The sequence below is a fragment of the Pseudomonas sp. B6002 genome (assembly GCF_013385985.1).
In the GTDB taxonomy this organism is placed as follows: domain Bacteria; phylum Pseudomonadota; class Gammaproteobacteria; order Pseudomonadales; family Pseudomonadaceae; genus Aquipseudomonas.
In genome coordinates, this window is sequence record NZ_JACAOY010000003.1 from 44419 (window position 1) to 70725 (window position 26307).

The 26307-nt window shown below is 61.5% G+C and carries 23 protein-coding genes; 6 read left to right on the plus strand and 17 right to left on the minus strand.

Annotated features, from left to right (window positions below; genetic code table 11):
* Nucleotides 1-137 precede the first annotated feature (137 nt).
* Together HX792_RS03050 and rpoS are read left to right on the plus strand one after the other, a co-directional pair.
* Entirely contained in the window at nucleotides 138-980 is an 843-nt protein-coding gene (locus tag HX792_RS03050; RefSeq protein WP_176994710.1) for a peptidoglycan DD-metalloendopeptidase family protein, read from the plus strand.
* 106 nt (nucleotides 981-1086) lie between these two features.
* The gene (rpoS, locus tag HX792_RS03055) at nucleotides 1087-2094 is read left to right on the plus strand and encodes an RNA polymerase sigma factor RpoS (RefSeq protein WP_176994711.1); all 1008 of its coding nucleotides are present in this window, start codon (nucleotides 1087-1089) and stop codon (nucleotides 2092-2094) included.
* Between the two features lie 245 nt (nucleotides 2095-2339).
* On the opposite strand, the gene HX792_RS03060 is transcribed toward rpoS, so the two are convergent.
* Entirely contained in the window at nucleotides 2340-2549 is a 210-nt protein-coding gene (locus HX792_RS03060; RefSeq protein ID WP_002554837.1) for a cold-shock protein, read from the minus strand.
* Between the two features lie 390 nt (nucleotides 2550-2939).
* Between HX792_RS03060 and dcd the strand changes: the two genes are divergently transcribed.
* Together dcd and HX792_RS03070 are read left to right on the plus strand one after the other, a co-directional pair.
* Nucleotides 2940-3506 (plus strand): dCTP deaminase, encoded by a 567-nt coding sequence (gene dcd / locus HX792_RS03065; RefSeq protein ID WP_016973172.1) that lies wholly within the window; start codon nucleotides 2940-2942, stop codon nucleotides 3504-3506.
* Nucleotides 3507-3613: 107 nt separating this feature from the next.
* Nucleotides 3614-3814: a hypothetical protein gene (locus tag HX792_RS03070; protein ID WP_176994712.1), complete on the plus strand. Its 201-nt coding sequence runs from the start codon at nucleotides 3614-3616 to the stop codon at nucleotides 3812-3814.
* A gap of 30 nt (nucleotides 3815-3844) precedes the next feature.
* Here the strand turns inward: HX792_RS03070 and pdeM are convergent, their stop codons facing one another.
* The 16 genes from pdeM to HX792_RS03150 form a co-directional block, all read right to left on the minus strand.
* Entirely contained in the window at nucleotides 3845-4495 is a 651-nt protein-coding gene (gene pdeM, locus HX792_RS03075) for a ligase-associated DNA damage response endonuclease PdeM (RefSeq protein WP_176994713.1), read from the minus strand.
* A complete protein-coding gene (locus HX792_RS03080; protein WP_176994787.1) occupies nucleotides 4495-6975 on the minus strand; it encodes a ligase-associated DNA damage response DEXH box helicase in 2481 nt (826 codons plus the stop codon). Before HX792_RS03080 ends, pdeM begins: the two co-directional genes overlap by 1 nt.
* 57 nt (nucleotides 6976-7032) lie before the next feature.
* Entirely contained in the window at nucleotides 7033-7797 is a 765-nt protein-coding gene (locus HX792_RS03085) for an ABC transporter ATP-binding protein (protein ID WP_012722621.1), read from the minus strand.
* 13 nt (nucleotides 7798-7810) lie between these two features.
* Nucleotides 7811-8929 carry a succinylglutamate desuccinylase/aspartoacylase family protein gene (locus tag HX792_RS03090; RefSeq protein ID WP_176994714.1) on the minus strand — a complete coding sequence of 373 codons (1119 nt, stop codon included), beginning with the start codon at nucleotides 8927-8929 and terminating at the stop codon, nucleotides 7811-7813.
* 9 nt (nucleotides 8930-8938) lie between these two features.
* Nucleotides 8939-9649: an ABC transporter permease gene (locus HX792_RS03095; protein ID WP_176994715.1), complete on the minus strand. Its 711-nt coding sequence runs from the start codon at nucleotides 9647-9649 to the stop codon at nucleotides 8939-8941.
* Complete coding sequence (locus HX792_RS03100) at nucleotides 9646-10374, minus strand: ABC transporter permease (protein WP_176994716.1); 729 nt, start codon at nucleotides 10372-10374, stop codon at nucleotides 9646-9648. Before HX792_RS03100 ends, HX792_RS03095 begins: the two co-directional genes overlap by 4 nt.
* 59 nt (nucleotides 10375-10433) lie before the next feature.
* Nucleotides 10434-11213: a transporter substrate-binding domain-containing protein gene (locus HX792_RS03105; RefSeq protein WP_176994717.1), complete on the minus strand. Its 780-nt coding sequence runs from the start codon at nucleotides 11211-11213 to the stop codon at nucleotides 10434-10436.
* Between the two features lie 328 nt (nucleotides 11214-11541).
* Nucleotides 11542-13176, minus strand: coding sequence for an ATP-dependent DNA ligase (locus HX792_RS03110; RefSeq protein WP_176994718.1), 1635 nt, complete (start codon nucleotides 13174-13176; stop codon nucleotides 11542-11544).
* Nucleotides 13173-14177 (minus strand): ligase-associated DNA damage response exonuclease, encoded by a 1005-nt coding sequence (locus HX792_RS03115; RefSeq protein ID WP_176994719.1) that lies wholly within the window; start codon nucleotides 14175-14177, stop codon nucleotides 13173-13175. Before HX792_RS03115 ends, HX792_RS03110 begins: the two co-directional genes overlap by 4 nt.
* Nucleotides 14178-14345: 168 nt before the next feature.
* Nucleotides 14346-16787 carry a penicillin acylase family protein gene (locus HX792_RS03120; RefSeq protein WP_176994720.1) on the minus strand — a complete coding sequence of 814 codons (2442 nt, stop codon included), beginning with the start codon at nucleotides 16785-16787 and terminating at the stop codon, nucleotides 14346-14348.
* 203 nt (nucleotides 16788-16990) lie between these two features.
* Nucleotides 16991-17635 (minus strand): glutathione S-transferase N-terminal domain-containing protein, encoded by a 645-nt coding sequence (locus HX792_RS03125; RefSeq protein ID WP_176994721.1) that lies wholly within the window; start codon nucleotides 17633-17635, stop codon nucleotides 16991-16993.
* A gap of 105 nt (nucleotides 17636-17740) precedes the next feature.
* Nucleotides 17741-18526, minus strand: a complete 786-nt coding sequence (locus HX792_RS03130) for an ABC transporter ATP-binding protein (protein WP_176994722.1) — start codon at nucleotides 18524-18526, stop codon at nucleotides 17741-17743.
* Nucleotides 18523-19581 carry an iron ABC transporter permease gene (locus tag HX792_RS03135; RefSeq protein WP_176994723.1) on the minus strand — a complete coding sequence of 353 codons (1059 nt, stop codon included), beginning with the start codon at nucleotides 19579-19581 and terminating at the stop codon, nucleotides 18523-18525. Before HX792_RS03135 ends, HX792_RS03130 begins: the two co-directional genes overlap by 4 nt.
* Before the next feature lie 155 nt (nucleotides 19582-19736).
* Nucleotides 19737-20852, minus strand: a complete 1116-nt coding sequence (locus HX792_RS03140; protein WP_176994724.1) for an ABC transporter substrate-binding protein — start codon at nucleotides 20850-20852, stop codon at nucleotides 19737-19739.
* 28 nt (nucleotides 20853-20880) lie between these two features.
* Entirely contained in the window at nucleotides 20881-21561 is a 681-nt protein-coding gene (locus tag HX792_RS03145; RefSeq protein ID WP_176994725.1) for a Fe2+-dependent dioxygenase, read from the minus strand.
* Nucleotides 21562-21564: 3 nt separating this feature from the next.
* Nucleotides 21565-23946, minus strand: a complete 2382-nt coding sequence (locus HX792_RS03150; RefSeq protein ID WP_176994726.1) for a TonB-dependent siderophore receptor — start codon at nucleotides 23944-23946, stop codon at nucleotides 21565-21567.
* A 196-nt stretch (nucleotides 23947-24142) separates the two neighbouring features.
* On the opposite strand from HX792_RS03150, the gene HX792_RS03155 reads away from it, so the two are divergent.
* Nucleotides 24143-24853, plus strand: a complete 711-nt coding sequence (locus HX792_RS03155) for a response regulator (RefSeq protein WP_176994727.1) — start codon at nucleotides 24143-24145, stop codon at nucleotides 24851-24853.
* Nucleotides 24850-26235, plus strand: coding sequence for an ATP-binding protein (locus HX792_RS03160; protein WP_176994728.1), 1386 nt, complete (start codon nucleotides 24850-24852; stop codon nucleotides 26233-26235). Before HX792_RS03155 ends, HX792_RS03160 begins: the two co-directional genes overlap by 4 nt.
* Nucleotides 26236-26307: the final 72 nt, after the last annotated feature.

Here is a 26307-nt window from a genome sequence, read left to right on the forward strand (position 1 = left end):
CTGCTGTTGGCTTTAAACACGATGAATTTTTCGTTTCAGTCGTGTGCCGGTAAAAAACCAATGCCCAGTTATACTTGCGTCATATTTCAAGCCTGATACAGGCATTCATGTTCAGCCACCATAAAAGGGAGCGGCGGGTGAGTCTCACAGGTCTTGCGCAGCGTATGAGTAAAACAAGCTTTCAGCGACTGGTGCTTGGCCTTGTCTTGAGTTCCTTGTTGGCGGGCTGCTCCAGCTCTCCCTCCAGCGGCGCGCGGGTTGTCGACCGCAACAACGCCAGTGCCGTACCTCAAAAGCCGACGGTCACCACCGGGCAATATGTGGTACGAAAGGGGGACACGCTGTTCTCGATCGCCTTCCGATACGGTTGGGATTACAAGGCGCTCGCAGCTCGTAACAATATTCCTGTGCCCTATACGATACAAATAGGTCAGGTCATTCGCTTTGACGGGCGCACGGGTTCAACGCCTACGCGAGTTGTGACAAACACCGGATCTTCGCCGTCGTCTTCGAGCCGAACCACCGTCATTACCCGGCCTGCAGGCACCGCCGCGCCTGCGGTTGCGACCAAGCCGGCACCCGCGCCGTTGCCGCCTCCAGGCCCTGCGCCGACCGGTTGGGGATGGCCTTCGAACGGTGTATTGATTGGAAAATTCTCTTCAAACGGTAGTTTGAATAAAGGCATTGATATCGCCGGAGATTTGGGACAGCCTGTTTTAGCTGCGTCTGATGGGACAGTGGTGTACGCCGGGAGTGGTTTACGGGGCTACGGCGAGCTGGTCATCATCAAGCACAGCGATACCTACGTCAGTGCTTACGGCCACAACCGTAGGCTGTTGGTTCGGGAGGGGCAGCAGGTCAAAGTCGGACAGACAATTGCCGAAATGGGGTCAACTGGTACAGACCGGGTGAAACTGCACTTTGAGATTCGCCGCCAAGGAAAACCTGTAGATCCGCTGCAATTCCTGCCCCGTCGTTGATGTGTTGCACAGCCTGTTCCCTCACGTAGAAGGAACAGGCTCCAGCGTTGCCAAGGATAAAGGCGTCGCTTGAGCTTGAGGTCGAACTCACCAAAGGACTATAACAATGGCTCTCAGTAAAGAAGCGCCGGAGTTTGACATCGACGATGAGCTTCTCCTTATGGGAGAACCCATCGATACGGAATCGATGTCGAATAATGAGGGGGCTGCTGCACCTTCAGTTCGCACCAAATCCAAGAACTCCACCGCGTTAAAGCAACACAAGTACATTGATTACACACGGGCGCTCGACGCGACCCAGCTGTACCTCAATGAAATCGGCTTTTCCCCTCTGCTGACTCCCGAAGAAGAAGTCCATTTTGCGCGCTTGTCGCAAAAGGGCGATCCGGCTGGGCGCAAGCGCATGATTGAAAGCAACCTGCGCCTGGTGGTGAAAATCGCCCGACGTTATGTCAATCGTGGGCTCTCCCTGTTGGATCTGATCGAGGAAGGCAACCTGGGCCTGATCCGGGCGGTGGAGAAGTTCGATCCTGAGCGGGGCTTCCGCTTTTCAACCTATGCCACCTGGTGGATTCGCCAGACCATCGAACGGGCGATCATGAATCAGACCCGTACGATCCGGTTGCCGATCCATGTGGTCAAGGAGCTCAACGTTTACCTGCGGGCAGCGCGTGAGCTTACCCAAAAACTCGATCATGAACCTTCGCCCGAAGAAATCGCCAACCTGCTGGAGAAACCGGTAGGGGAGGTCAAGCGCATGCTCGGCCTGAACGAGCGTGTGTCTTCGGTCGATGTCTCGCTGGGTCCGGATTCGGATAAAACCCTGCTGGACACCCTGACGGATGATCGCCCTACAGATCCTTGCGAGCTGTTGCAGGACGATGATCTTTCCCAAAGCATTGACCAGTGGCTGTCGGAGCTTACGGACAAACAGCGTGAGGTGGTCATTCGCCGCTTCGGTCTGCGCGGCCATGAGAGCAGCACCCTGGAGGATGTAGGCCTGGAGATCGGCCTGACCCGCGAGCGGGTGCGTCAGATCCAGGTAGAGGGCCTCAAGCGCTTGCGTGAGATCCTGGAGAAGAATGGCTTGTCGAGTGAGTCGTTGTTCCAGTAACGATCAGGACGGCTATAGCAAAACGCCCGGTGTATGGGAGTGCACCGGGCGTTTTGCTGTGTGCTGATCATTCATAGCCAACACCTACTCCCCCCTCGTGGGAGCCCGGCTTGCCGGCGATGGCGGCTCTGAGATCGCTATCCCCAGCAAGCCGGGCTCCTACGAGGGAAGGTGTAGCACCGAATGGCAGGCATAAAAAAACCCCGCTTTTAAGGGCGGGGTCTTTTCGACTAAGTCAGTACAAGTTAGATAACTTGAACTTCTTCAGCTTGCATGCCTTTCTGACCGCGGGTAGCGATGAAAGAAACCTGTTGGCCTTCTTTCAGGCTTTTGAAGCCGTCGGATTGGATAGCTTTGAAGTGAACGAACAGGTCGTCACCGGATTGTGGAGTGATGAAGCCGAAGCCTTTTTCATCGTTGAACCACTTAACGGTACCAGTTTGGCGATTAGACATGGTGTATCTCCTTGGACAAAGTTAACTGCGACTCAGGAAAAGCCCTGGCCGAGACTGAGTGCAAAGAGCAGGAAAAATTCTTGGAGATGGTTGGATCGAAATTCAACATATCGTGTAGAGATTCTCAGTGACACAAGCAGCACAGTGGCGCCACCTTAACCCTTTTTCCGGGACGTGCCAATGATATTTCCGAAGGTTTCTCTATTTTCGTGACTGGCGGTGGTATTTAAGGTCACCGGCCGCCTGCAACGCAGGTCCCGGCCCCGCTGGCCGCGGCTTACAGCAGCCTGTGCATTCGTCAAGAAAAGCCCCATGGCCTTTGAACCCCGGGGCCGGCCCCGGTAAGATGCCCCACAGAATTTTTCCACCTCGCTATTCAGGACACCCGCCATGAGCATCAAATCGGACAAGTGGATTCGCCGCATGGCGCAAGAGCACGGCATGATCGAGCCCTTCGTAGAGCGTCAGATGCGTGGCGAAGGCGCCGAACGCCTGATTTCGTACGGGGTTTCCAGCTACGGCTACGACGTGCGTTGCGCCGATGAGTTCAAGGTGTTCACCAACATCAACTCGGCCACCGTCGATCCGAAAAACTTCGACGAAAAGAGCTTCGTCGACATCAAGAGCGACGTGTGCATCATCCCGCCCAACTCCTTCGCCCTGGCACGCACCGTGGAGTTCTTCCGTATCCCCCGCGACGTGCTGACCATTTGCCTGGGTAAAAGCACCTACGCGCGTTGCGGCATCATCGTCAACGTCACGCCGCTTGAGCCTGAGTGGGAAGGGCACGTGACCCTGGAGTTCTCCAACACCACCACGCTGCCAGCAAAGATCTACGCCAACGAAGGCGTGGCACAGATGCTGTTCCTGCAGTCCGATGAGGCCTGTGAAGTGTCCTATAAAGACCGTGGCGGTAAGTACCAGGGCCAGCGCGGCGTTACTCTCCCACGCGCTTGATCGAAAGGTCTTACACGCAAAGGGAATTTGTCTGCGGGAAGTGACTCTATTGGGTGTACTGCCTCGGCGCGTGCAAAACGCGCCGAGCCACGCTTGAGGAGTACTTTATGAAGCTCGACCCGCGAATAAGCGCCGAACTCGCCCGGCTTGAACCCAACCAGATTGGCGTTCTGGCCTGGTCCCTGATGGCTGACCCAGCGTTTGCGGGCGGCATTCCCGGCCAGCCCGATGAAGACTGGCCACAGCAGCCCACCGAGCCCGGTGAGCCCACCCTTCCTGATGAGCCGCCACCCGCACCTGTCGCCTGATTGAGGTGTGCAGCAGACATGGCCGGTTCTTCAGCGTACCGGCCATACCTCTGCATCGCCGATCACGAATACCTGCTGATCGTCGTTCGATTCCACTGAATAACCGCCCGTAAAGGCACCAAACGCTGGCAGCAAGCTCACGCGTTTGCCGATCTGAAAGCACGGCAGGCGCAAGCTCTGCCGGCCTTTACCGCGCAAGCGATACACCGGGTGCACATGCCCCGCCAGCACGTGGTGGCTGAGATGGGCCTGAGGTTCATGCTGCAGGGCAAATGGTCCCATCAGCAACGGCTCTGCAACCACCTCGATGTTCAAATCGATGGGCGGGTCGCCAGCACGTTTGTCGTGATTACCGCGGACCAGCACCAGGGACAGCGAGGCGTTTTGCGCTCGCCACGCCCTCAACGCGCCCAGGGTGCCCGATGCATGGGAGCCCGGACCGTGCAGGAAGTCGCCGAGAAAAATTACCTGCTCGCACGCAAAAGCCGCCAGAAGCCGATCCAGCACCGCCAGGTTTTCCGTGGTGGTGCCTTGGGGCACCGGCTGCCCCAGGCGGCGATAGGCCGAGGCCTTGCCAAAGTGCACGTCTGCGATCAGCAGGCAGCGGCGAGCGGGCCAATAAACCGCCTTGTCTGCCAGCAGCCACAGTTCTTCACCCTCAAGCATGACTGAACAGGCCATCAACGCTTCCCGTTGTCCGCGACTTTTTCAAGGTCCCTGACCATCCGTGCGATGCGTTCCGAGAGTTTTTCCGAACTCATGCTTTCGCGCATCCGCTCCACCAGCAGTGGGAAGGCCAGGGGCGTAGGACGTTCGATCAGATGCATGTCCAATTTCAGTGTCGACAGGTGACGTAACGTCTGTTCCAGCCGGCGAATATCCAATTCATCACGCAAGACTTCTTCCCCCGCCTGGGCCAGCAGCAGGTTCTGCGGGTCATATTGCTTGAACACCTCAAAGAACAACCCGCTGGAAGCCTGTACCTGCCGTGTACTTTTCGGCGCGCCGGGGTAGCCGGCGAATACCAGCCCGGCAATGCGTGCGATCTCGCGAAAGCGCCGCAGGGCCAGTTCTCCCGCGTTCAGGCTGGCAACGACGTCTTCCAACAGCGTGTCGGGGCTCAACAACGCCTCGTTCAGCAAGGTCGGCCATTGCACTTCTGTGGCGCTCAATAATTCCATCCCGTAATCGTTGACCGCGATCGAGAAAGTGACTGCTTGATCACGGCTGACCCGCCACGCCAACAGGCTCGCCAGCCCCAGGTGCACCTGCCGACCGGCGAAGGGGTAGAGAAACAGGTGCCACCCCTCACGAGACTTCAGAGCCTCGGCCAATAAATGCTTGCGTGTCGGTAGCCCGGACCAGCGCAACTGTGTTTGCAACAAGGGTTGCACTGCCTGCATTTCCGGGCCATCGAAGTGCCCGTGTGCAGCTGCGTCAAAGCGTTCCACCACCGCCTGCGCCAACTCATTGGAAAGCGGCATTCGCCCGCCATTCCAGCGCGGCACGGCGGCCTTTTTCGCAGTGCTGCGCTTTACGTACGCGGTCATGTTTTCCACCCGCACCAATTCCAAGAGGCGCCCGCCGAACAGAAAGCCATCCCCCGGTTTTAGCCGTGCAATAAAGCCCTCCTCGACACTCCCCAGGTTCTTGCCGCCGCCGCCCTTGCTCCAGAACTTCAGGTGGATACTGGCATCGCTGACAATCGTGCCCACGCTCATGCGATGCCGACGTGCCAGGCGTGCATCCGGGACGCGCCAGATGCCGTGCTCATCCGGCTCGACGCGGCGGTAATCCGGGTAGGCCGTCAGCGACAGGCCTCCATGGCGCACAAACCCCAGGGCCCAGGCCCAATCGGCGTCGGTGAGATCGCGATACGCCCAGGCGCCGCGAACTTCAGCCAAAAGTGCATCCGGCGTAAAACCGCCTCCCAAAGCCATACTCACCAGATGTTGTACGAGTACGTCCAACGGCTTGTGGGGGGATTCCCGGGCCTCGATATGCCGCCGGGCAATGGCGTCCTGGGCCGCGGCGGCCTCCACCAACTCCAGGCTATGGGTCGGCACCAGCGTCACCCGCGAGGGGCGCCCCGGCGCATGCCCCGAACGCCCGGCGCGTTGCATCAGGCGCGCCACGCCCTTGGCCGAGCCAATTTGCAGCACCCGCTCCACCGGTAGGAAATCCACCCCCAGGTCCAGGCTGGAGGTGCACACCACGGCCTTGAGCTGGCCTTCTTTCAATGCCCGTTCGACCCAGTCGCGGGTTTCCCGGGACAGCGAACCGTGATGCAACGCGATCGGCCCTGCCCAATCTGGCCGCGCCTCCAGCAGCGCTTGATACCAGATCTCCGATTGCGCACGGGTGTTGGTAAACACCAGGCAACTGGTGCTGGCGTCCACCTCGGCGACCACTTGCGGCAGCATCTTCAAACCCAGATGTCCGGCCCACGGAAAACGCTCGGTCACTGGGGGCACCAGGGTATCGACGATTAACTGCTTGGCGGTTTGCCCCTGCACATTGATTCCGTTGCCTTGCGGGACCAATACCTCAAAGGCGTGGGACTGATTACCCAAGGTTGCCGAGATCCCCCACACCATCAGCTCAGGGTGCCAGCGCCGCATCCTGGCCAACGCCAGTTGCAGTTGCACGCCGCGCTTATTCCCGATCAGTTCGTGCCATTCATCCACGATGACCATGCGCAGGTGCCCAAGGCTCGCCTCGCTGTCGGCGCGGGCGAGCATCAGCGTCAGGCTTTCCGGGGTGGTGACCAGTGCGGTGGGCTGGCGGCGGGTCTGGCGCGCGCGCTCGCTGCTGCTGGTGTCGCCGGTACGCAGGCCGACGCTCCACGGAATCTGCAGCGCCTGCAATGGCGCCTCAAGGGCGCGCGCGGTGTCGGCGGCCAGCGCACGCATCGGCGTGATCCACAGCACAGTCAAAGGCTCGGCAGGCGGTTTACGCTTTGCGGTGACAGGCGGGCGAATGATGGCGAAACGATTGAGGGCCGCAAACCACAGCGCGTAGGTTTTACCCGCGCCGGTGCTGGCATGCAGCAAACCGGACTGACCGTCCTTCACCGCTGCCCACACGGCTTTCTGGAAGGCGAACGGTTTCCAGCCTTTGGCGGCAAACCATTTTTTGGCGAAGTCGACGGGTTTTGCCATTCGGCGGCTGACGCTCTGGAGGCTCTCTTTCAAAGACCCTCCAGGCGCAGCAAAGGTTTACTTCAAGTTACCGCTCAAGAACTGTTGCAGGCGCTCGCTCTTCGGATTGCCCAATACATCCTCAGGCGCGCCTTGTTCCTCAACCAGGCCCTTGTGCAAGAACAGCACCTGGCTCGACACCTTGCGCGCAAAGCTCATCTCGTGGGTCACCATGATCATGGTGCGGCCTTCCTCGGCCAGGCCCTGGATGACCTTCAACACTTCACCCACCAGTTCCGGGTCAAGGGCCGAGGTGGGTTCGTCGAACAGCATCACCTCCGGTTCCATGGCCAGCGCGCGGGCGATGGCCACCCGTTGCTGCTGGCCACCGGACAGGAATGCCGGGTACTGGTCGGCCACGCGTGCCGGCAGGCCCACCTTGTCGAGGTAACGGCGGGCGCGGTCTTCGGCGTCCTTCTTGCTGCAGCCCAGCACCCGGCGCGGGGCCATGGTGATGTTTTCCAGCACGCTCATGTGGCTCCACAGGTTGAAGTGTTGAAACACCATCGCCAGGCGCGTGCGCAGGCGTTGCAGTTCGGCGTCGTCGGCCACGCGCATGCCGTGGCGGTCGCTGACCATGCGGATCGGCTGGCCGTCGAGGGTCATCGCGCCGTCATTGGGGGTTTCCAGGAAGTTGATGCAGCGCAAAAAAGTGCTTTTGCCCGAGCCGCTGGCGCCGATCAGGCTGATCACGTCACCGGTCTTGGCTTTGAGTGAGACACCTTTGAGCACTTCATTGTCGCCATAGCTTTTATGCAGGCCTTCAACGGTCAATTTGTACATGGGGCGTGCATCCTCAAGGCGAAAGTAGGTAGCCGCTGCGGTAGGCCTCACTGCCAGCGACATGGCTGATGACCATCCCGGCAGTGGCCATGCGCCGTAGCGAACGGGCGTAAAGCAGGCCGGCCTTCTGGCAGTGCACAGGCGTTACGCGGTCAGTAATGGGGTCGATGATTTCGGCGATCAGTTGCCCGGCTTCCAGGTATTCGCCGGGCAGGGCGCTGAACACCAGCAAACCGCCGACAGGCGTGGCCACCGGTTCCACCCCCGCCAACGGCGTGGCCGGGTAGGGCAGGTCGGGCAGTGGCGCCACGTCACCGGCAATCGCGCCGAAGTGGATCAGGTAGTCGATGATCGCCTGGCAGTCGAGGGCGGCCAGGCCGTGATTGACGTCACCTTGGCCGCGCAGCTCGACGGTCACCGAAAAGCTGCCCATGGGGATTGGGAACCGCCCGTCGAAGCGTTGCTGCAGTTGCCACCACACCAGGGTGAAACACTCATCGAAGGACTGCCCGCCCGAATCGGTGGCGAGCAGGTTGGCTTCCGAGCCGATATAGCGCGCCAGCGGTTCCACCTGCGGCCAGGCTTCAGGCGTGGTGTACAGGTGTGCCACGGCTTCGAAATCACAATGCAGGTCCAGCACCATGTCGGCATCGCAGGCCAGACGTTGCAGCACCAGGCGTTGGGAATGCAGCTGGGTGTCGGCGGTGTGTGCTGCCAAGGCAGTGGACAGCGCGGCGCGGATCAGTTCGACGTTGTGCTGTGGATCGCCCCCCAGCAGGTCCTCGACCCTGTTGCCGACTTCGTCGCTGAGGTCCACGAACCAGCGGTTGAAGTTCTGCCCGCTTTCCAACTCGTAGCGGCCCAGCGGAATATCCATCAGCACCTGTTCCAGGCCCACCGGGTTGGCGACGGGCACCAGCACGATTTCACTGCGCAGGCGCCCGGCGGCGGCCAACTCGGCCAGGCGTACTTTCAAGTGCCAGGCCACCAGCATGCCCGGCAGCTCATCGGCGTGCAGCGACGATTGGATGTAGACCTTGCCAGCGGCTTCTTCCGGGCCGAAGTGGAAACTGTGAATCTGCCGCGCCGTACCTGGCACCGGCGCGATCAGATCATGTACCTGATGACGCATGAAGACTCCTTAGTGGCTCGGCCCGAGGAAGGCCAGCCAACGGCGCTCCGCCAGGCGAAACAGACCGACCAGGGCAAAGGTCACGGTCAGGTAGATCAGCGCAGCGATGCCGAATGATTGAAAGGTCATGTACGTGGCCGAGTTGGCGTCCCGGGCCACTTTGAGAATGTCGGGCACGGTCGCGGTAAAGGCCACGGTGGTTGAGTGAAGCATCAGGATCACTTCGTTGCTGTAGTAGGGCAACGAACGGCGTAACGCCGAGGGCATGATCACGTAGGCATACAGCTTCCAGCCGGTCAGGCCATAGGCCTTGGCCGCCTCGACTTCGCCATGAGCCATGCTGCGAATCGCACCCGCGAAGATCTCGGTGGTGTAGGCGCACGTGTTGAGGGCAAAGGCCAGGATGGTGCAGTTCATCGCATCGCGAAAGAACGCGTCCAGCACCGGTTGCGCACGCACTGCCGCGATGCTGTAGATGCCGGTGTAGCAGATCAGCAACTGGATATAGAGCGGCGTGCCGCGAAACAGGTAGGTGTAGAACTGCACCGGCCAGCGGATGTAGCGCTTGCGCGAAACCCGGGCGATGGAGAGCGGGATCGACACCACGAAACCGATGACCAATGCCGCGCTGAGCAGCCACAGGGTCATGGCCAGCCCGGTGATGTGCTGGCCGTCGCTATACAGGAAAGGCCGCCAGTATTGCTGGATAAGTTCGATCATCGCACGGCCTCCCGGGCCCCAGCGGAGTAACGGCGTTCAAGCCAGCGCAGCACGACGTTGGATGCGCTGGTGATCAGCAGGTAGATCAAGGCGGCGAGCACCAGGAAATAGAACAGTTGATAGGTGCTTTTGCCCGCATCCTGGGCGGCCTTTACCAGGTCTGCCAGGCCGATGATCGACACCAGCGCCGTGGCCTTGAGCATCACGCACCAGTTGTTGTTAATGCCGGGCAGGGCAAAGCGCATCATCTGCGGGAAGGTTACGAAGCGAAACCGCTGGCCACGGGTGAGCCCGTAGGCGGTCGCCGCTTCAAGCTGGCCACGGGGCACCGCGAGGATCGCGCCGCGAAAGGTCTCGGTGAAATAGGCACCGTAGATAAAGCCCAGGGTAATGACCCCGGCGCTGAATGGGTCGATCTCGATGTACTCCCATTCCATGAAGTCGGTGAGGCCGGTCAGCCAGATCTGCAGGCTGTAGAATATCAGCAGCATCAGCACCAGGTCGGGTATGCCGCGAATCAGGGTGGTGTAAATCTGCGCCGGAACGCGCAACAGGGCGACGCTGGAGAGTTTGGCGCTGGCGCCGAGCAGGCCCAGCAAGACGCTGACGGCCAGGGAGGCGACCGACAACTTCACGGTCATCCACGTACCTTGCAGCAACAGTGGGCCGAACCCTTTCAAGCTGAAGGCACTCAGCCCCAGGGTTTGTAAAAGATCTTCAAACATGAATTCAGGACCTATGGCGATAAAAAAGCGCCCACCTGAAACAGGTGGGCGCCGGGGTGTTATTTACCGCTGTACAGGTTCAGGTCGCCGAAGTGTTTCTTCTGGATGGTGGCGTAGGTGCCATCATCGTGTAACGCTTTGATACCTTTATCGAGCAACGCCTTGAGCTCTTTGTTACCTTTTTTGATACCGACCGCAGTTTTGGACGGCAGCAATGGGTCGTCGATGGCCTTGCTGACTTCGTAGTCAGCACCGGCTGGCGACTTCAGGAAACCCAGCTCGGCTTGCAACATGTCCTGCACGGAAGCGTCCAGTCGGCCCGAAGTCAGGTCGGCGTACACCTGGTCCTGGTTGGCGTAGGCCTTGGTGGTCACACCGGCTTTGTCCAGCACGGCCTTGGCGTAGGCTTCCTGGATGGTGCCTTGCTCGTAGCCCACGGATTTGCCCTTGAGGGACTCAGGCGTGGAGTAGTTCGCGCCTTTTTTGAACACCAGGGACGTCGGGCCGGAGAACAGCTCGCTGGAGAAGTCGATCGCCTTTTCACGGGCTTCGGTCACGGTCATCGAGGAGATCACGCCGTCGAACTTGTTGGCGTTGAGGCCCGGAATCATGCCGTCGAAGTCACTTTCAACCCACTTGCACTTGACCTTCAGCTCGGCGCAGATCGCATTGCCCAGGTCGATATCGAAGCCCACCAGGCTGCCATCAGCGGCCTTGGACTCGAACGGCGCGTAGGACGGATCGACACCAAAACGCAATTCCTTGTATTCCTTGGCTGTCGCAACACCTGCAGCCATGCACAGAGCCAGTGCAGAAAGGGTCAGCAATGCTTTTTTCATTATGTAATCCCTGGAAACCAAGATAAGCGCTTGTGGCGCGTTTAGGACTGTTACTGAACGGTGTCAGACGGATCACAAGTAGCAATTTCTGCACCATAGTTCCGAATGAGCGTTTTAAAAGGTGAGACGAGGGCGTTTTGAGTGTAGGAGATGCCCGAAAATGGGCATTGGTTTTTCAGTGCACTATTTTGGATCCTGGCATTGATCAAAATGTGGGAGCTGGCTTGCCTGCGATAGCGATGGGTCAGCTACATCGCTCTGTCTGATCCACCGCTATCGCGGGCAAGCCCGGCTCCCACATTGATTTGCAGTGTTTGCCAGGGAGATGTCAGGTCAGGAGATCTTGCAGGGTGGCAAGGTTGTCGGCGTCTTCCACCGTCTTATCCTGCCGCCACCGCAACATCCGTGGGAACCGCACCGCAATCCCGCTTTTGTGCCGCTTCGACAAGGCAATCCCCTCAAACCCCAGCTCAAACACCATGCTCGGCGTTACGCTGCTGACCGGGCCGAACTTCTCCACCGTGGTCTTGCGCACAATCGCGTCGACTTTGCGCATCTCTTCGTCGGTGAGCCCTGAATACGCTTTGGCGAACGGCACCAACGTGCGCTCGCTGCCGGGCGGGCCGTCCCACACGGCAAAGGTGTAGTCGCTGTACAGGCTGGCGCGCCGGCCGTGGCCGCGCTGGGCGTAGATCAATACGGCATCGACGCTGAACGGGTCGACCTTCCATTTCCACCAGACGCCCATGTCCTTGGTGCGACCCACACCGTAGAGGCCGTCGCATGCCTTGAGCATCATGCCTTCCACACCAAGGCTGCGAGAGGCTTCGCGTTGTTTCGCCAGCGCTTCCCAGCTCGTGCCTGTCAGCAGTGGCGAGGCGAGCAACACGGGCTGGTTACACAGGGTAATCACCTGTTCGAGTTGGGCGCGGCGCTCAGCCTGGGTATGGTTGCGCCAGTCGTCGCCCTGATACTCCAACAGGTCGTAGGCGAGGACCACGACGGGCGCCTCGTCGAGCACCTTTTTGCTCAGAGTCTTGCGACCAATGCGCTGTTGCAGCAGGGCGAAGGGTTGCACCGCGTCTTTCCACACCACAATTTCACCGTCAATCACCGTGCCATCCGGCAAACCACTCACCAGGCTGTGCAGTTCAGGAAAGCGTTCGGTGACCAGTTCTTCTCCTCGGGACCAGATCCACAAGCGGCCCTCACGCTTGACCAGTTGTGCGCGAATGCCATCCCACTTCCATTCCACCTGCCAGTCGGCGGGCGAACCGAGCAGGGCGTCGAATTGTTCCAGCGGTTGCGACAAACCATGGGCGAGAAAAAACGGATAGGGCTGCCCGCCTCTTTGCGCGTGCTCGTCCGAAGATTCAGCCGCGATCAGCTTGAGGTAACCCTCTGCTGTCGGACGGTTGGATAAATCGGTGTAGCCCACCAGCCGCTGGGCCACGCGTTTGCTGTCCAGGTCAGCCATGGCAGCGAGAGCCCGGGTGACGAGCAACTTGGACACGCCCACGCGAAAACTGCCGGTGATCAACTTGATGCACACCATCAGGCTGGGTTGATCCAGTTGTGCCCATAACGCGGGCAGGCGTTCGGTCAAGTCCCCGGGTGGCAAGCCTCTCAAGGGCAGGAGTTTTTCTTCCAGCCACACCGCCAGGCCGTCTTCAGAGGTATAGGGCGATTCTGGCAACAGCAGCGAAATGGTTTCGGCCAGGTCACCCACGGACTGGTAGCTTTCTTCAAACAACCAAGGCTCGATGCCTGACGCTGCAGTGGCCATGTCCCGCAGCAGGCGCGTGGGCACCAGTTGCCGGGGCCGTCCGCCAGACAGGAAGTACACCGCCCATGCCGCATCGGCGGGCGGCGCGTGCGAGAAGTAGGTTTGCAAGGCCGCCAGCTTGGCGTTGCTGGAGGTGGTGGCGTCGAGGTTGGCGTACAGCTCGGCGAAGGCCTTCATGCCGTGGCCTCTTCTTCGTCATCGCCGTATTCGGTGGTGAAACCCTGGGCATCCAGGCCTTTTTCCCGCAGGTGGCGCACCAGTACGCCGACAGAACCGTGGGTGACCATCACGCGCTCGGCGCCGGTCTGTTCGATGGCCCACAACAGGCCCGGCCAATCGGCGTGGTCTGAAAGCACAAAACCGCGGTCCACACCGCGCCGCCGCCGTGTGCCACGCAGGCGCATCCAGCCGCTGGCAAAGGCGTCGCTGTAATCGCCGAAGCGCTTGATCCAGCTGCTGCCACCGGCTGAGGGCGGGGCGATGATCAGGGCCTGGCGCAGCAGCGGGTCAGTCTTGTTGAAATCACCGGCGTAGAGGGTTTCGGGGATATACACCCCGGCTTCGCGGTACACCCGATTCAGCGGTTCGACCGCGCCATGGCTGAGGATCGGGCCGATGCTGGCGTCGATGCCATGCAGGATGCGCTGGGCTTTGCCGAAGGAATAACAGAACAACACGCTGGCCTTGCCGGCCGCGATATTCGCCTGCCACCAGTCGTTGATCCCGGCGAAGATGTGCGCTTGAGGCTGCCAGCGGTAGATCGGCAGGCCAAAGGTCGACTCGGTAATAAAGGTGTGGCAGCGCACTGGCTCGAACGGCGCGCACGTTCCATCGGGCTCTACCTTGTAGTCGCCGGACGCGACCCACACTTCGCCCCTGTATTCCAGGCGCACCTGGGCTGAACCGAGCACGTGGCCGGCGGGGTGAAAGCTCAAGGTCACGCCGTGATGCACCAAGGGTTCGCCGTAGGCCAGGGTTTGCAGGTTGATGTCCTGCCCCAGGCGCGAACGCAGGATGCCTTCGCCCGGCGCAGCGGCCAGGTAGTGTTGATTGCCGGTGCGGGCGTGATCGCCGTGGGCGTGGGTGATGACCGAGCGTTCAACCGGGCGCCAGGGGTCGATGTAGAAATCACCGGCTGGGCAATAGAGGCCTTCGGGCCGGGCGATGACAAGGTCCATGGGCGGTGCCGGGGCAATGGGCTTATCAGTTAGGAGGCAAACCCGTCGCAACAAGTTCGATCTGATTCAACGCCCCTGTAGGAGCCGGCTTGCCGGCGATGGCGTCGGTGAGGGCCTCATCGCCGGCAAGCCGGCTCCTACAGGTTTGGTTGTGGCCGTGAGGCCGGGTTACTTGCCGGGTGTAAGAGTCAACCGGGTTTTGCCGTAGGCCTTGTCGAAGTTCTGCGGTTGCATCGGGAAGCTGAGGTATTGCGCCTTCAGCGACGGGTCGATGCCATTGGCATAGTTCGGGCTGGCCGGGTTGCCGGACTGGCCGATGCCGCCCTGGCCCATCATCGGCTCGGCTTGGCCGAAGTCGACGATCATGCGCAGCGCCGGCACCTGGGTGGTGTTGAAGTTTTGGCCCCAGCTATACGGCGCAGGGTTCAAGGTGTTGTGGTCGCCACCACTGGCCAGTGGGCCACGGATCACCTGGCCGTTGATGTTTTTCCAGGTGGTGCTGTGCAGTTTGCCCCACTGCCAGGCCTTGTGATCGCCGCCCAGTTGGCTGTCGCCTGCGCTGATCGCTGCGGCCAGGCTGCGCGCCAGGATCGCCGGCTTGTCTTCTTTTTGCGGCGTGCGCGTGTCATCCCAGAACGGGCTGTCTTCGCGGCCGAGCAAATGGTCGGCGGTGGCGGAGTAAGACAGGCCGGCATTGCTGACAAACGCCTTCCAGGTCGCGCTGTTTTCCGGGCCGAGCTTGTCGAGGAAGATCTGCTTGGCGCTTTCCTGCAGAAACAGCTCGTAGATCGCCGCGTCTGCGGAGGTGGACACCAGGCGGCCGTCGAAGGCCATCAGGCGGCCCAGGGCTTCGCGGGCCTTGGCTTGCTCGGCTGCTGGCAAGGCGTCGATCGCCTGTTTCAGTGGTTGCGCCATGCCCGGTGCCTGGAACATGGTCTTGAGCTTGGCGGCGAACGTGGTGGTCTGGTCGTACTGCATGGCGATCATGCTGCGGCTGTCATGCTTGCCAGCGTTGGCCAGTTGCGCGAGGCGCTCGCTGCGCTCCGGCGCGTCCCACGAGTTGGACAGTTGCATGCCGTAGCCGCGCGGCGCCGTGCGCTGGTTGGCCGTGCCGATCCAACCCTGTGCCGGGTCCTGGTCATACGGGTGCAGCATTGCGTCGGCGTAACCGTCCCAATCAAAGCGCGCATCCCAGCCCGGCGAGGGCAGCAAGCCTTCGCCTTCGCGGCGGTTGGGGAAGCGGCCGGTGACTTGCCAGCCGATGTTGCTGGCGTCTGCGAAGATCATGTTCAGGGCGATGGCGCGGATCTCCCGGGTCGCGTCCGAGGCCTTGCCGGCATTTTGCGCGCGGGACAGGTCGAAGAACGCATCCAGGCTCTTGTCGTCCTTGAAGTCGGCGGTTTGCAGGGCCAGGCCGAAACCGGTGGTCAGCGCCTGGCTGCTGTTGAGCAGGGCGCCATGGCGGGTTTCGTACACCACTTCGCGGATCGAACGTTGGCCTTTGATAAAGAAGGTCTCGTTACGCACACCGGCCGGCAGCCATTTGCCATTGTTCTCGTAGTACAGCCCGTTGCCCTGGCGTTTGACCTTTTCGAGGAACAGGTCCTGGGTATCGCCCTTGACCGCGCTCATGCTCCACGCCACTTTGCCGTTGAAGCCGGACAACAGGGTTGGCAAGCCGGCAATCGAGGCGCCGACGGCCTGGTATTTCGGGGCACGGATCTGCACGTAGTTCCACGGCGATGGCGCTTGCGGCTGGGCCGCCAGGTCACCGGCCAGCAGGCTCTTGCCGCTGCGGCTGCGTTGCGGGCCGACGGCCCAGTTATTCGACGTGGTCACGGCCAGCGCGTTGAGGCTGTTGAGCTGCTGGCCAACCGCTTCGAGTCCGGCCAGCCCGGTGATCTGGCTGAGGTTCACGCCCTTGAGTTTGTCGGCTTCAGCCTGCGGGATCGCTTCGTCCGGCGCGCTCGGGGTGAGCCAGGCTAGCTTGTCGGTGCCGACTTTCTGCGCCAGCACCAGGGACGACAGCTCCTCCTGCAGGTTGCTCGATTCGCTGAAATTCAGCAGGCAGAACAGCAGCGCCGAGTCTTCCGGCTTCCAGTACTCGGGCTTGTAGCCGGTCTGGGCCAGGTCTGGCGGCAGCTTGTCGCGGTAGCGGAACAGGTAGGCGTTGACGCCACGCGCATACACTTCGAAGAAGCGCTTGAGGCGCGGGCTGGAGGCGTTGTACAGCTCGCCGGCGCTTTTCTTCAGGTTGACGGCGCGCATGAAACGGTCGACGTCCAGCACTTCCGGCCCGGACATTTCCGCCAGGCGGCCCTGGGCCAGCAGGCGCAGGGTGACCATCTGGGTGATGCGGTCGCTGGCGTGCACATAACCGAGGCTGAACAGTGCGTCGTGGAAGGTGTTGCTTTCGATCAGCGGCATGCCCTGGGCATTGCGGCGTACCGAGACGTTCTGCGCGAGGCCCTTGATCGGCTGTACGCCGGCGGCAGGGAGCAGGGTGTCCTGGGTGCTCTGGAGCTGGCAACCGGCCAGGCTTAATGCACTGGCCACTGCCGCGGCAACGCCGAACCGGGGAAGAAAATGTGAGAGGGCTGGCGAGGCCATGGCAAAGCTCCTGCGGGGGTAGCATCAGTAAAGGCGCTACGTTAGTGAGCGCGGCGAAACGACGCAAGCGGGAGGCGATGCTTATTTTGCGGATTACACACCTGTAGGAGCCGGCTTGCCGGCGATGAGGCCGTCAGCCACAGCAGGGATGGCGGCAGGTCTAACGCCATCGCCGGCAAGCCGGCTCCTACAGAGTGGTGGGGTCAGGCTTTGGGTGGGTTGACCTTCTGCACCAGTTCATAGGCCCGAACCGTCGCCGGCCGCTCCTTGATGCTGTTGAACCAGCGGTGCAGATGGGGGAAGTCTTCCAACCGCTGGCTCTGCCATTTGTGGGAAACGATCCATGGGTAGATCGCCATGTCGGCAATGCTGTAGTCCTCGCCCGCCACGAAGGAACGATCCGCCAGGCGGCGGTCGAGCACGCCATACAGGCGGGCGGTTTCGTCTACGTAGCGTTTGATGGCGTAAGGAATTTTCTCAGGCGCGAACTGGCTGAAATGGTGATTTTGCCCGGCCATTGGCCCCAACCCGCCCATTTGCCAGAACAACCATTGCAGGGTTTCCTGGCGACCGCGCAGGTCTTTGGGAATGAACTGGCCGGTTTTTTCCGCGAGGTACAGCAGGATGGCGCCGGACTCGAACAGCGAAATCGGCGCGCCATCGTCGATCGGGTGTTGATCGACGATGGCCGGGATGCGGTTGTTGGGAGCGATCTTCAGGAAATCGGGTTTGAACTGGTCGCCCTGGCCGATATTGATCGGGTGCACCTTATAGGGCAGGCCGGCTTCTTCCAGGAACAGCGATACTTTGTGACCGTTGGGGGTAGTCCAGTAATACAGGTCGATCATGAAGCTCTCCAAAGGTGGTGATGCTTGAGCGAATGCCTGTAGGTATAGGTAATGTTCCACCGACGAAAATTCAATGAAACATTTGTGCATACCCTTAGAAGCGAATCACACAGCACCGTCCACCAGCACCTGCAACGACTGCTGCGAACAGCGCTCGATGCGCACCTGCACGCGGTACACCTCGGCAAACATCAGCGGGTCGAGCACCGCATCCGCTGTACCGCTGGCGTACAAGCGGCCTTGGCGCAGCACCGCAATACGGTCGGCAAAACGCGCGGCGAGGTTGATGTCGTGCAGCACCACCACGGCGATCAAGTTGTGCTCACGCACCAGTGAACGCACGCACTCCATCACCTTCAATTGGTAGTTGAGGTCCAGGGCGCTGGTGGGTTCGTCGAGCAACATCACCTGGGGGCGACGCGCGATCAGTTGGGCAAGGCTGACCAATTGGCGCTGGCCACCGGACAACGTGCTTAACAGTTGATCGGCCAAATGCGTGATGCCAATGCGCTGCAACGCCTCAAAGGCTTCGCGCAGGCAGGCGGCATTGGACAGGGGAACGCCGTCGGTATTGGCCACGCGCAAGGCGGCAATCACGCTTTCCATCACGCTGAGGCTCAGGCCGGGCGGCAGGTTTTGCGGCATGTAGGTGACGCGCCGTGCGCGCTCGGCCACCGACATGGCTGACAGGTCCAGGTCGCCCAATCGTACAACGCCCTGCATCTTTTCCAGCCCGGCCACGGCGCGCAGCAAGGTGGATTTGCCGGCGCCGTTGGGCCCGATCAAGGCGGTCAGGCTGCCGTGGGGCAGGGTGGGCAGGTTCAGGTCGTGCACGATCTGCCGGCGCCCGTAACTCACATTGGCGTTGTGTACCGATAACCCTGCACTCATAACTGCCTCCCACGCTTGAACACCAGCACCACGAAAATCGGCACGCCCACCAAGGCCGTGACAATGCCCACCGGCACGATCACCCCGGGCATGATCAGCTTGCTGGCGATGGACGACAGCGACAGCAGCAACGCGCCGGTCAGGGCGCTGGCCGGAAGGAGGAAGCGTTGGTCTTCGCCCACCAGGATCCGCGCGATATGCGGACCCACCAGGCCGATAAAACCGATGGTGCCTACGAACGCCACGGCGGTCGCCGACAGCAGGCTGATACGCAGCAACGAGAAAAATCGCAGACGCTTCACATCCACGCCGAAGCTTTGCGCGCGGTCCTCGCCCATGCGCAGCAGCGTGAGGCGCGGTGCGGCAGTGAAGGAAAACGGCATGACCACGGCAACCACCAAGGCCAGAATGCCGAGCTTGTCCCAGTTGGCCCGGGTCACGCTGCCCAGGGTCCAGAACACCAGCTGTTGCAGCACATCTTCGGTGGCGACCAGCTGCAGCAGGGCCACCACCGCGTTGCAACTGAACACCAGAGCGATACCAAACAGCACGAGGCTTTCAACCCCGGCACCGCGCAGGCGCGACATGGCTTGCAGCAAAAACACCGAGGCGGCAGCGAAGATAAACGCCGAGATAGAGATGGCGGTATTGGTCGAGACCCACACGGTGGTCACCGGAAACACAATCACCAGAGACGCGCCCAACGCCGCTGCCGAGGACACGCCCAGGGTAAAGGGGCTGGCCAACGGGTTATTCAAGATGGCCTGCATCTCGGCCCCGGCCAGCGACAACGCGCAACCGACCAGCACCGCCATCAAGGCGTAGGGCAGGCGCACGTTCCAGATGATCACCTGGTCGGTGGCGCTCAGGTGGGAGGGGTGCAAAATGCCGTCGAGCAGCGCCAGCAGGCCCATGCCCGACGGGCCGCTGGCCAGGTCCACGAGGATGGCGCAGACCAGCGCGCTGCCCAGTAACGCCAGCAGCCAGGCACGCCGCGCCAGCAGGCGGCGGTAGCCCTGGGTGGCGCTGGCGAGGTCGAGGGTTTGAGTGGTCATGTGGCTCACACAGTTGTGAAAACGAAGAAGGTCAAAATGTGGGAGCTGGCTTGCCTGCGATAGCGGTGCATCTGCCACCAAATGGGGTGGCTGATAGACCGCTATCGCAGGCAAGCCAGCTCCCACAATGAACGCATTTCAACAGGGGGGCGGGGTTACTTGGATTTAGCGTCGATCCAATAGGCACCCTGTAACGGCATGCCAAGGAATTGTTGGTTAATTGCTTCCATGGTCGCCTGCGGGTCCAGCTTGGCGAACAACTCGGGGTGTACCCATTTGGCCAACGACTCGATGGCCAGCAGGTTGTACGGCGAGTTGTAGAAGTCATGCCACAGGCCGTGGGCATTGCCTGCGCGGATCGCACGCAGGTTGGCGAATTCCGGACGAGCCAGCACCCGGTCAAACGCTTCACGTGCTTCGTCGGTGCTCACACCAGCGCCCAGGATCAGCCCCGGCTTGTGGTTACCCGTGGCGACGTAAACATCCGGATCAGCCTTCAACGCGTACTCGACACTGATGTCCCCCAGCGCACCCGGCACCACATCGGCGGCGATGTTGCGCCCGCCCACCAGCTTGATCACTTCACCCATGCCGCTCTTGCCGGTGGTGTGCCCCGGCGCCTGCCAGGCACCGGCCAGCAGTTCGAGGAACACGCTCGGGCGCGGGCCCGCAGGCAAGGTGGCGACGGCGTCGGTGATGACCTTGATGTGCTGGTCATAGAAGTCCAGGAACGCCTTGGCCTGGGCTTCACGGCCCAGCGCGTCACCCAGCGCGGTCATGCTGGTGTGGGTGCCTTGCACCGGGTTGATGCGGAAGTCGACGAACAACACCGGGATGCCCGCCTTGGCCAGCACATCGGCGACCGGGCTGTGTTCGGTGGGGCCGTGGCCGGAAATGCTGAACACCGCCAGGTCAGGTTTGAGCGAAAGAATTTCCTCGGCGCTGACGCTTTGCTCCGACGCCTGGCCGATCAGCGGGATGTCTTTCACCGTCGGAAATTTCGCCACGTAGGCGTTGTAGGTGTGCTGGTCCAGCAGCTTCAAGTCGTTCTGCCAACCGACGATGCGCTGGAACGGCGCCTCCTTGTCGAGCAAGGCAAAGGCGGAAATCAGCCGGCCTTCGCCGAGGACCACACGCTTGACGTTGTCGGCCACTTCGACCTTGCGGCCCAGCACGTCGGTGACTTCATGGGCGGCGGCGGTTTCGGCATGGCCCAGGACCAGCGCGGCGAACAGCACGCCGAGCTTGAGCGCGTTTCGGGGTTTCAACATGGCAAGGACTCCAGGTGAAGGCGGCGCATCAGACATCGCTCCAGCGCCGCAGCAGGTTGTGATAAGCGCCGCTCAGTTGCAGCAGCGCGTGGTGGTCGGCGTGTTGCGCGGTGAGGGTCTGGATCGCCACGTCCATGTCCAGCAGCAGTTGGCGCTGGCTGTCTTCGCGCACCAGGCTTTCGATCCAGAAGAAACTGGCCAGGCGCTCACCACGGGTGACGGGGTTGATCTTGTGCAGACTGCTGCCGGGGTAGATCAGCAGGTGGCCGGCGGGCAGCTTCACCGCGTGTTCGCCGAAGGTGTCGCGGATCACCAGTTCGCCACCGTCGTAGCTGGCCGGGTCGGCCAGGAACAACGTGGCGGAGATGTCAGTGCGTACCCGTTCGCGCACACCCTTGAGGCCGCGAATGGCATTGTCGATATGCCAGTCGAAGGCCTCGCCGCCGCTGTAGCGGTTGAACAGCGGCGGGTAGATGCGCTTGGGCAGGGCGGCGGACATGAACAGCGCGTTGTCCGACAGCCGCGCCAGAATCTGCTCACCCACACGGATGGCCGTCGGCGAATCTTCCGGCAACTGCCGGTTGTTTTTCGCCAGGGCCGAGCGCTGCCCGGCGGTCACCTTGCCGTCAACCCACGGCTGATCGAGCAAAGCGGCCGCGATGGTCTCGACTTCACGGGGGCTGAGCAGCCCCGGGATTTCGATCAGCACCGGTCAGAACTCATAGTCGACGCTGGCGGTGAGGGTGCGCCCGGCCCCGGGGATGCCGTACAACTGGAAGCCGTCGAGGGACGCGCCGACCTGGCTGTAATAGAACTTGTTGAACACGTTGTTGAGGTTGAGGTTGACCGTGGTGTCCTTGTTCACCTTGTATTGCGCCGCCACGTTGCTCAGCCAGTAGCCGGGGGCCTTTTCGTTGTCGCGTACATAAATGGCATTCACCCCGGACGGGCCGTTGGCGTAGCTGCTGTTGTTGTTCAAGCCGCCGACGTATTTGTTGTCGCTGTAGCGACGACGGCCCACGTATTGCTCGCCGTAGCTGAGGCTCAGGGCGTCGGTGACGGCGTAGGTGGTCCAGAGGTTGGCGGTCAGGTCGGGCACGTTCTTGGCTTCGGCGCCTTTGTTGATGCCTTTGGTCTGGGTGCTCTTGAGCGCCGAGAACCCGGTGTAGGCGGTCCAGCGCGGCGTGATGTTGCCTTGCAGGCCAAGCTCCACGCCGTCTACGCGTTTGGCGGGCAGGGCGCGGACCGGGGCGGACTCGCCGTCCTGGTATTCCCAGGCGTTGTCCAGTTCGGTACGGAAGATCGCCGCCGTCACGTTGAGCATGTCGTGGGCAATGTCCCACTTGGTGCCCATTTCATAGGTCTTGGACTTGGCCGGGCTGTAGTTGCTGGTGGTGGCCGAACCGTAGATCTGGTTGTTGGTGGACGCACCCAATGCCGACGGTTGCGCCGCTTCGCTGTAGGACACATAGATGCTGCCATTAGGCAACGGCTTGTACACCGCGCCGACGCGACCACTGACGGCGCCATCGGTGCTGCTGATATCTGCCTGGCCACGCTGGGTGGTCTGGGCGCGCCAGTTGTCGTAGCGCAGCGAACCGAGCACTTGCCACTGGTCGTTGAGGGTGACCGTGTCGCCTGCATAAATGCCGGCGTTGTCGATCACCGAGCGCGGGTCGCCTTCGCCTTTGGTCACATAGGTGCTGGCGAAGCTGTGGCTTGGGTCGCTCATGTCGAAGAACATGTTGCCGGCCGGCACTTCGGCGTTGCGTTTCAGGCCGCCGTAGGTCTCGTGGTAGAACTCAAGGCCTGACACCACCGCGTGCTGCAGGCTGCCGGTGTTGAACTTGAAGCTGAAGTCGGTCTGGTTATCCAGGATGGTGTAGCGCTTGGACAAACCGAAATCGCTGCCCCGCAGGATGCCGTAGGCCGTGTTGCTGTTGTTCACGTAGTCGGTGTAGGCATTGACCGTGCTACCCGGTACTTGGCTGATCGGGCCTACACCGGTGTAGCCCAAGGTCGCACAGCGCGTGCCGGAACAGGTTTTCTGGCCGTTGGCATTGGCGGCAAAGAACCGCGCCGGGGAGAGCACGGCGAAGTTGTCGCTGCGTTCCCAGCGGGTCTGGTTGCGCAGGTTGGCTTCGTTCCAGTCGAAATCGTGTTCGAAACGGGCAGTCAGCGAGGTGGTTTCGTTCTGCTGGGTGTAGAGGCTGGAGTCGCCGTACCAGTTCGAGCGCTTCACGCCCGGCATGCGGTCGCCATTCGTCCCACGCTGGATCGGCACGCCGCCGTCCGGGGTGTTGGTGTCTTTCTGATAGAAGGTGTCGACGAAGAACCGCGTGTCGGTGCCCAGGCCGAAGCCGAACGAGGTGGCGATGCCCCAGCGGTCGTAGTCCACGTCGTCGCGCTCGGCCACCCCGTTGTAGTGCTTCATCAGGTTGAGGCGCACGGCGGTGGTGTCGTTGATCTGTTTGTTCAGGTCGGCGGTGAGGCGGCGGTAGCTGTCGGTGCCGATCCCGGCCGAGACTTTATTGGCGTCGCCCAAGTGCGCTTCTTTGCTCACCAGGTTGACGCTGCCGCCCACCGCGGACACCCCGGATTCAATCGACCCGGTGCCCTTGAACACTTCAGCCTGTTGCAGGTTGAAGGTGTCGGTGCGCGTGGACATGCCCGCATCGCGCACGCCATCGACGGTCAGGCTTTGCTCGGACGAAAAACCACGAATCGAAAACAGGTCGCCCCAGCCCAGGTTGCCTTCGCCCGACATAAAGGTAATGCCTGGCACGTTGCGCAGCACTTCCTGCAAGGTCTGCGCATTCTGCTCCTTGAGCACCTGTTGCGGCACGATGGTCACGCTTTGCGGTGCATCCAGCAGTGGCTGGCTGATCTTGGCGGAGGTCACCCGGTCGACCTTGAAGGTGGAAGTGGCTTCGCCATCCACCTTGATTTCCGGCAGGCTCAGCACCGAGTCGTTGGTCGCGGCAGCGGGCGCATCGGCCCAGGCCGTCGGGGCAACGCTACCGGCAGCCAGCAGACCGAACATCGGCGCCAGGGTGGTGTGCAGCGTGTGGCTGCGAGGTGTGGGCAGTGACATAGGCGAGTTCCGAGTCTAAATTACAATTACTCTCATTTAGGTTCGGTAGTCTAAAGAGCGATTTCCCCTGCCATGCCCTGGGTTTGTATCGCTGATGCGTGATTATCGTTTCCCACAACATTCCATTACATTTGCGCGTACTGCTGGCTGAACTTTCGGCTATCTCCTGCGTTTTGAGTTTTCGGACCGACTGCCCATGGCCAAGCAAGACCACTTGTTGATCGTCGATGACGACCCGCAAATCCGCCAACTGCTCTGCGACTACCTGAGCGACGCCGGCTTCCAGGTGTCCACCGCCGCCGATGGCAAGGAAATGCGCCGCCGCCTGGCGCTGAATGTGATCGACCTGATCGTGCTCGACCTGATGCTGCCTGGCGAAGACGGTCTGAGCCTGTGCCGTGAACTGCGGGTGAGTTCCAACACGCCGGTGGTGATGCTCACGGCCAAGGGCTCGTTGATCGACCGTATCGTCGGCCTGGAAATCGGTGCCGACGATTACCTGCCCAAACCCTTCGACCCGCGTGAATTGCTGGTGCGCATCAAAGTGGTGCTGCGCCGGGTGCAGAGTTTCCCGGACCGTGCACGGCTGGATGAAGCACCGAGTATCTGTTTCGCCGGCTGGCAGCTCGACACACGGGCGCGGCAACTGCTCACCCCGGACGGTGTAGTGGTCAGCCTGGGCAATTCGGACTACCGCGTGCTGCGCCTGTTGTTGCAGCACCCCAACCGCCCGTTGAGTCGCGACTTTTTGCTCAACCACGTGTTCGACAAGGACAGCACGCCGTTCGACCGCTCCATCGACGTGTGCGTCAGCCGCCTGCGTTCCCAACTGCCGGCCGGGCTGATCAAGACCGTGCGCAACGAGGGTTACATGCTCACCGCCGACGATGTGGTGCTGGGCTCGTGAGACTGCTGCCGCGTTCGCTGTTCGGGCGGCTGGTGCTGATTCTGGTCAGCGGCATGCTCGCGGCCCAGGCCCTGACCAGCAGCATCTGGTACGACCGTCGTCATGGCCAGGTGCTGGAAATTCCCGCGCGGTTGATCGCGACGCGCCTGGCCGACGTGGTGCGCCTGGTGCACAGCGATCCGCAGCAGGCGGACCAGTTGATCAAACTGCTCAACACGCCGCACTTTCGCCTCACCGTGAGCGACCAGGCCAGCAGCACGCCCAGCACCCTCACCGACAGCGACCGACCCACCGAGCGCCTGATCAAAAAGGTGTTGTCGGAGAAAACCGGCTACGCCCAGACCCTGATCCTGTTGCGCCTGTCCCTGGTGGATGGCGAAGGGCAAACCGCCGGGCTGTCGACCCTGCTTGGCTCCAAGCCGGTGGTGGGGCAATTCCTGATTGACCTGCGCTTGCCCGATGGGCGCTGGTTGCAGGTGGATGCGAGTGAAGAGCAGGGCTGGACCAGCACGTCGCCGCTGGACCTGCTGTTCGACTATGTGATGCGCATCTATTTGCTGCGGGTGTTGGTGCTGGTGGTGATCGCCCTGGTGGCTGTACGCCTGGCGATCCGCCCGCTCAATGCCCTGGCCAAGGCGGCCGAGGCGTTGGGGCGTGATATCCAGCGCCCGCCGCTGTCGGTGGACGGCCCCACCGAAGTCCGCCGCGCGGCGCAGGCTTTCAACGCGATGCAGCAACGCTTGATCGCCAACATCGCCGAACGCACGCGCTTTCTCGCGGCGATTTCCCACGACCTGCGCTCACCGATCACACGCCTGCGCCTGCGCACCGAGATGCTGGAAGACACCCGCACCAAGGAGCGGTTTCGCAGCGATCTGGAAGAAATGGAGCACATGGTCTCCAGCACCCTGGATTTTGTCAGCAGCGGCGAAATCAATGAGACGCGGCAGAACATCGACATCAACGCCTTGCTGCAAAGCCTGCAGGCTGATCTTGAGGATGTGGGGCAAAGCGTGACGATCGTGGGCCGGGCCAGACACCCGTTGCCGGGATACGCCCGCAGCCTCAAGCGCTGCGTGCAGAACTTGCTGGAAAACGCAGTGCGTTATGGTTGTGAAGTGGTGGTGCAGGTCGAGGACCAGACAGACAGCCTGAAGATCGTCATCAGCGACCGTGGCCCGGGGATTCCCCAGGAACAGCTGGAACAGGTGATGGAGCCGTTTTACCGGGTAGAGGGCTCACGTAATGCCGAGACGGGCGGGTATGGGTTGGGGCTGAGCATTGCCCATACGATTGCGCGGGCGCATGACGGGCGGTTGAGCTTGAGCAATCGGGAAGGCGGGGGGCTGGAAGTGGTGTTGCAGTTCCAGCGCAAGCCCTGAACCTGTAACACCATCCATGTGGGAGCTGGCTTGCCTGCGATGCAGACACCTCGGTACATCAGGCACACCCAG

Coding starts and splice junctions, on each gene's coding strand:
- rpoS (WP_176994711.1), top strand. CDS start 1,087: ATGGCTCTCAGTAAAGAAGCGCCGGAGTTTGACATCGACGATGAGCTT.
- HX792_RS03060 (WP_002554837.1), bottom strand. CDS start 2,549: ATGTCTAATCGCCAAACTGGTACCGTTAAGTGGTTCAACGATGAAAAA.
- dcd (WP_016973172.1), top strand. CDS start 2,940: ATGAGCATCAAATCGGACAAGTGGATTCGCCGCATGGCGCAAGAGCAC.
- HX792_RS03070 (WP_176994712.1), top strand. CDS start 3,614: ATGAAGCTCGACCCGCGAATAAGCGCCGAACTCGCCCGGCTTGAACCC.
- pdeM (WP_176994713.1), bottom strand. CDS start 4,495: ATGGCCTGTTCAGTCATGCTTGAGGGTGAAGAACTGTGGCTGCTGGCA.
- HX792_RS03080 (WP_176994787.1), bottom strand. CDS start 6,975: ATGGCAAAACCCGTCGACTTCGCCAAAAAATGGTTTGCCGCCAAAGGC.
- HX792_RS03085 (WP_012722621.1), bottom strand. CDS start 7,797: ATGTACAAATTGACCGTTGAAGGCCTGCATAAAAGCTATGGCGACAAT.
- HX792_RS03090 (WP_176994714.1), bottom strand. CDS start 8,929: ATGCGTCATCAGGTACATGATCTGATCGCGCCGGTGCCAGGTACGGCG.
- HX792_RS03095 (WP_176994715.1), bottom strand. CDS start 9,649: ATGATCGAACTTATCCAGCAATACTGGCGGCCTTTCCTGTATAGCGAC.
- HX792_RS03100 (WP_176994716.1), bottom strand. CDS start 10,374: ATGTTTGAAGATCTTTTACAAACCCTGGGGCTGAGTGCCTTCAGCTTG.
- HX792_RS03105 (WP_176994717.1), bottom strand. CDS start 11,213: ATGAAAAAAGCATTGCTGACCCTTTCTGCACTGGCTCTGTGCATGGCT.
- HX792_RS03110 (WP_176994718.1), bottom strand. CDS start 13,176: ATGAAGGCCTTCGCCGAGCTGTACGCCAACCTCGACGCCACCACCTCC.
- HX792_RS03115 (WP_176994719.1), bottom strand. CDS start 14,177: ATGGACCTTGTCATCGCCCGGCCCGAAGGCCTCTATTGCCCAGCCGGT.
- HX792_RS03120 (WP_176994720.1), bottom strand. CDS start 16,787: ATGGCCTCGCCAGCCCTCTCACATTTTCTTCCCCGGTTCGGCGTTGCC.
- HX792_RS03125 (WP_176994721.1), bottom strand. CDS start 17,635: ATGATCGACCTGTATTACTGGACTACCCCCAACGGTCACAAAGTATCG.
- HX792_RS03130 (WP_176994722.1), bottom strand. CDS start 18,526: ATGAGTGCAGGGTTATCGGTACACAACGCCAATGTGAGTTACGGGCGC.
- HX792_RS03135 (WP_176994723.1), bottom strand. CDS start 19,581: ATGACCACTCAAACCCTCGACCTCGCCAGCGCCACCCAGGGCTACCGC.
- HX792_RS03140 (WP_176994724.1), bottom strand. CDS start 20,852: ATGTTGAAACCCCGAAACGCGCTCAAGCTCGGCGTGCTGTTCGCCGCG.
- HX792_RS03150 (WP_176994726.1), bottom strand. CDS start 23,946: ATGTCACTGCCCACACCTCGCAGCCACACGCTGCACACCACCCTGGCG.
- HX792_RS03155 (WP_176994727.1), top strand. CDS start 24,143: ATGGCCAAGCAAGACCACTTGTTGATCGTCGATGACGACCCGCAAATC.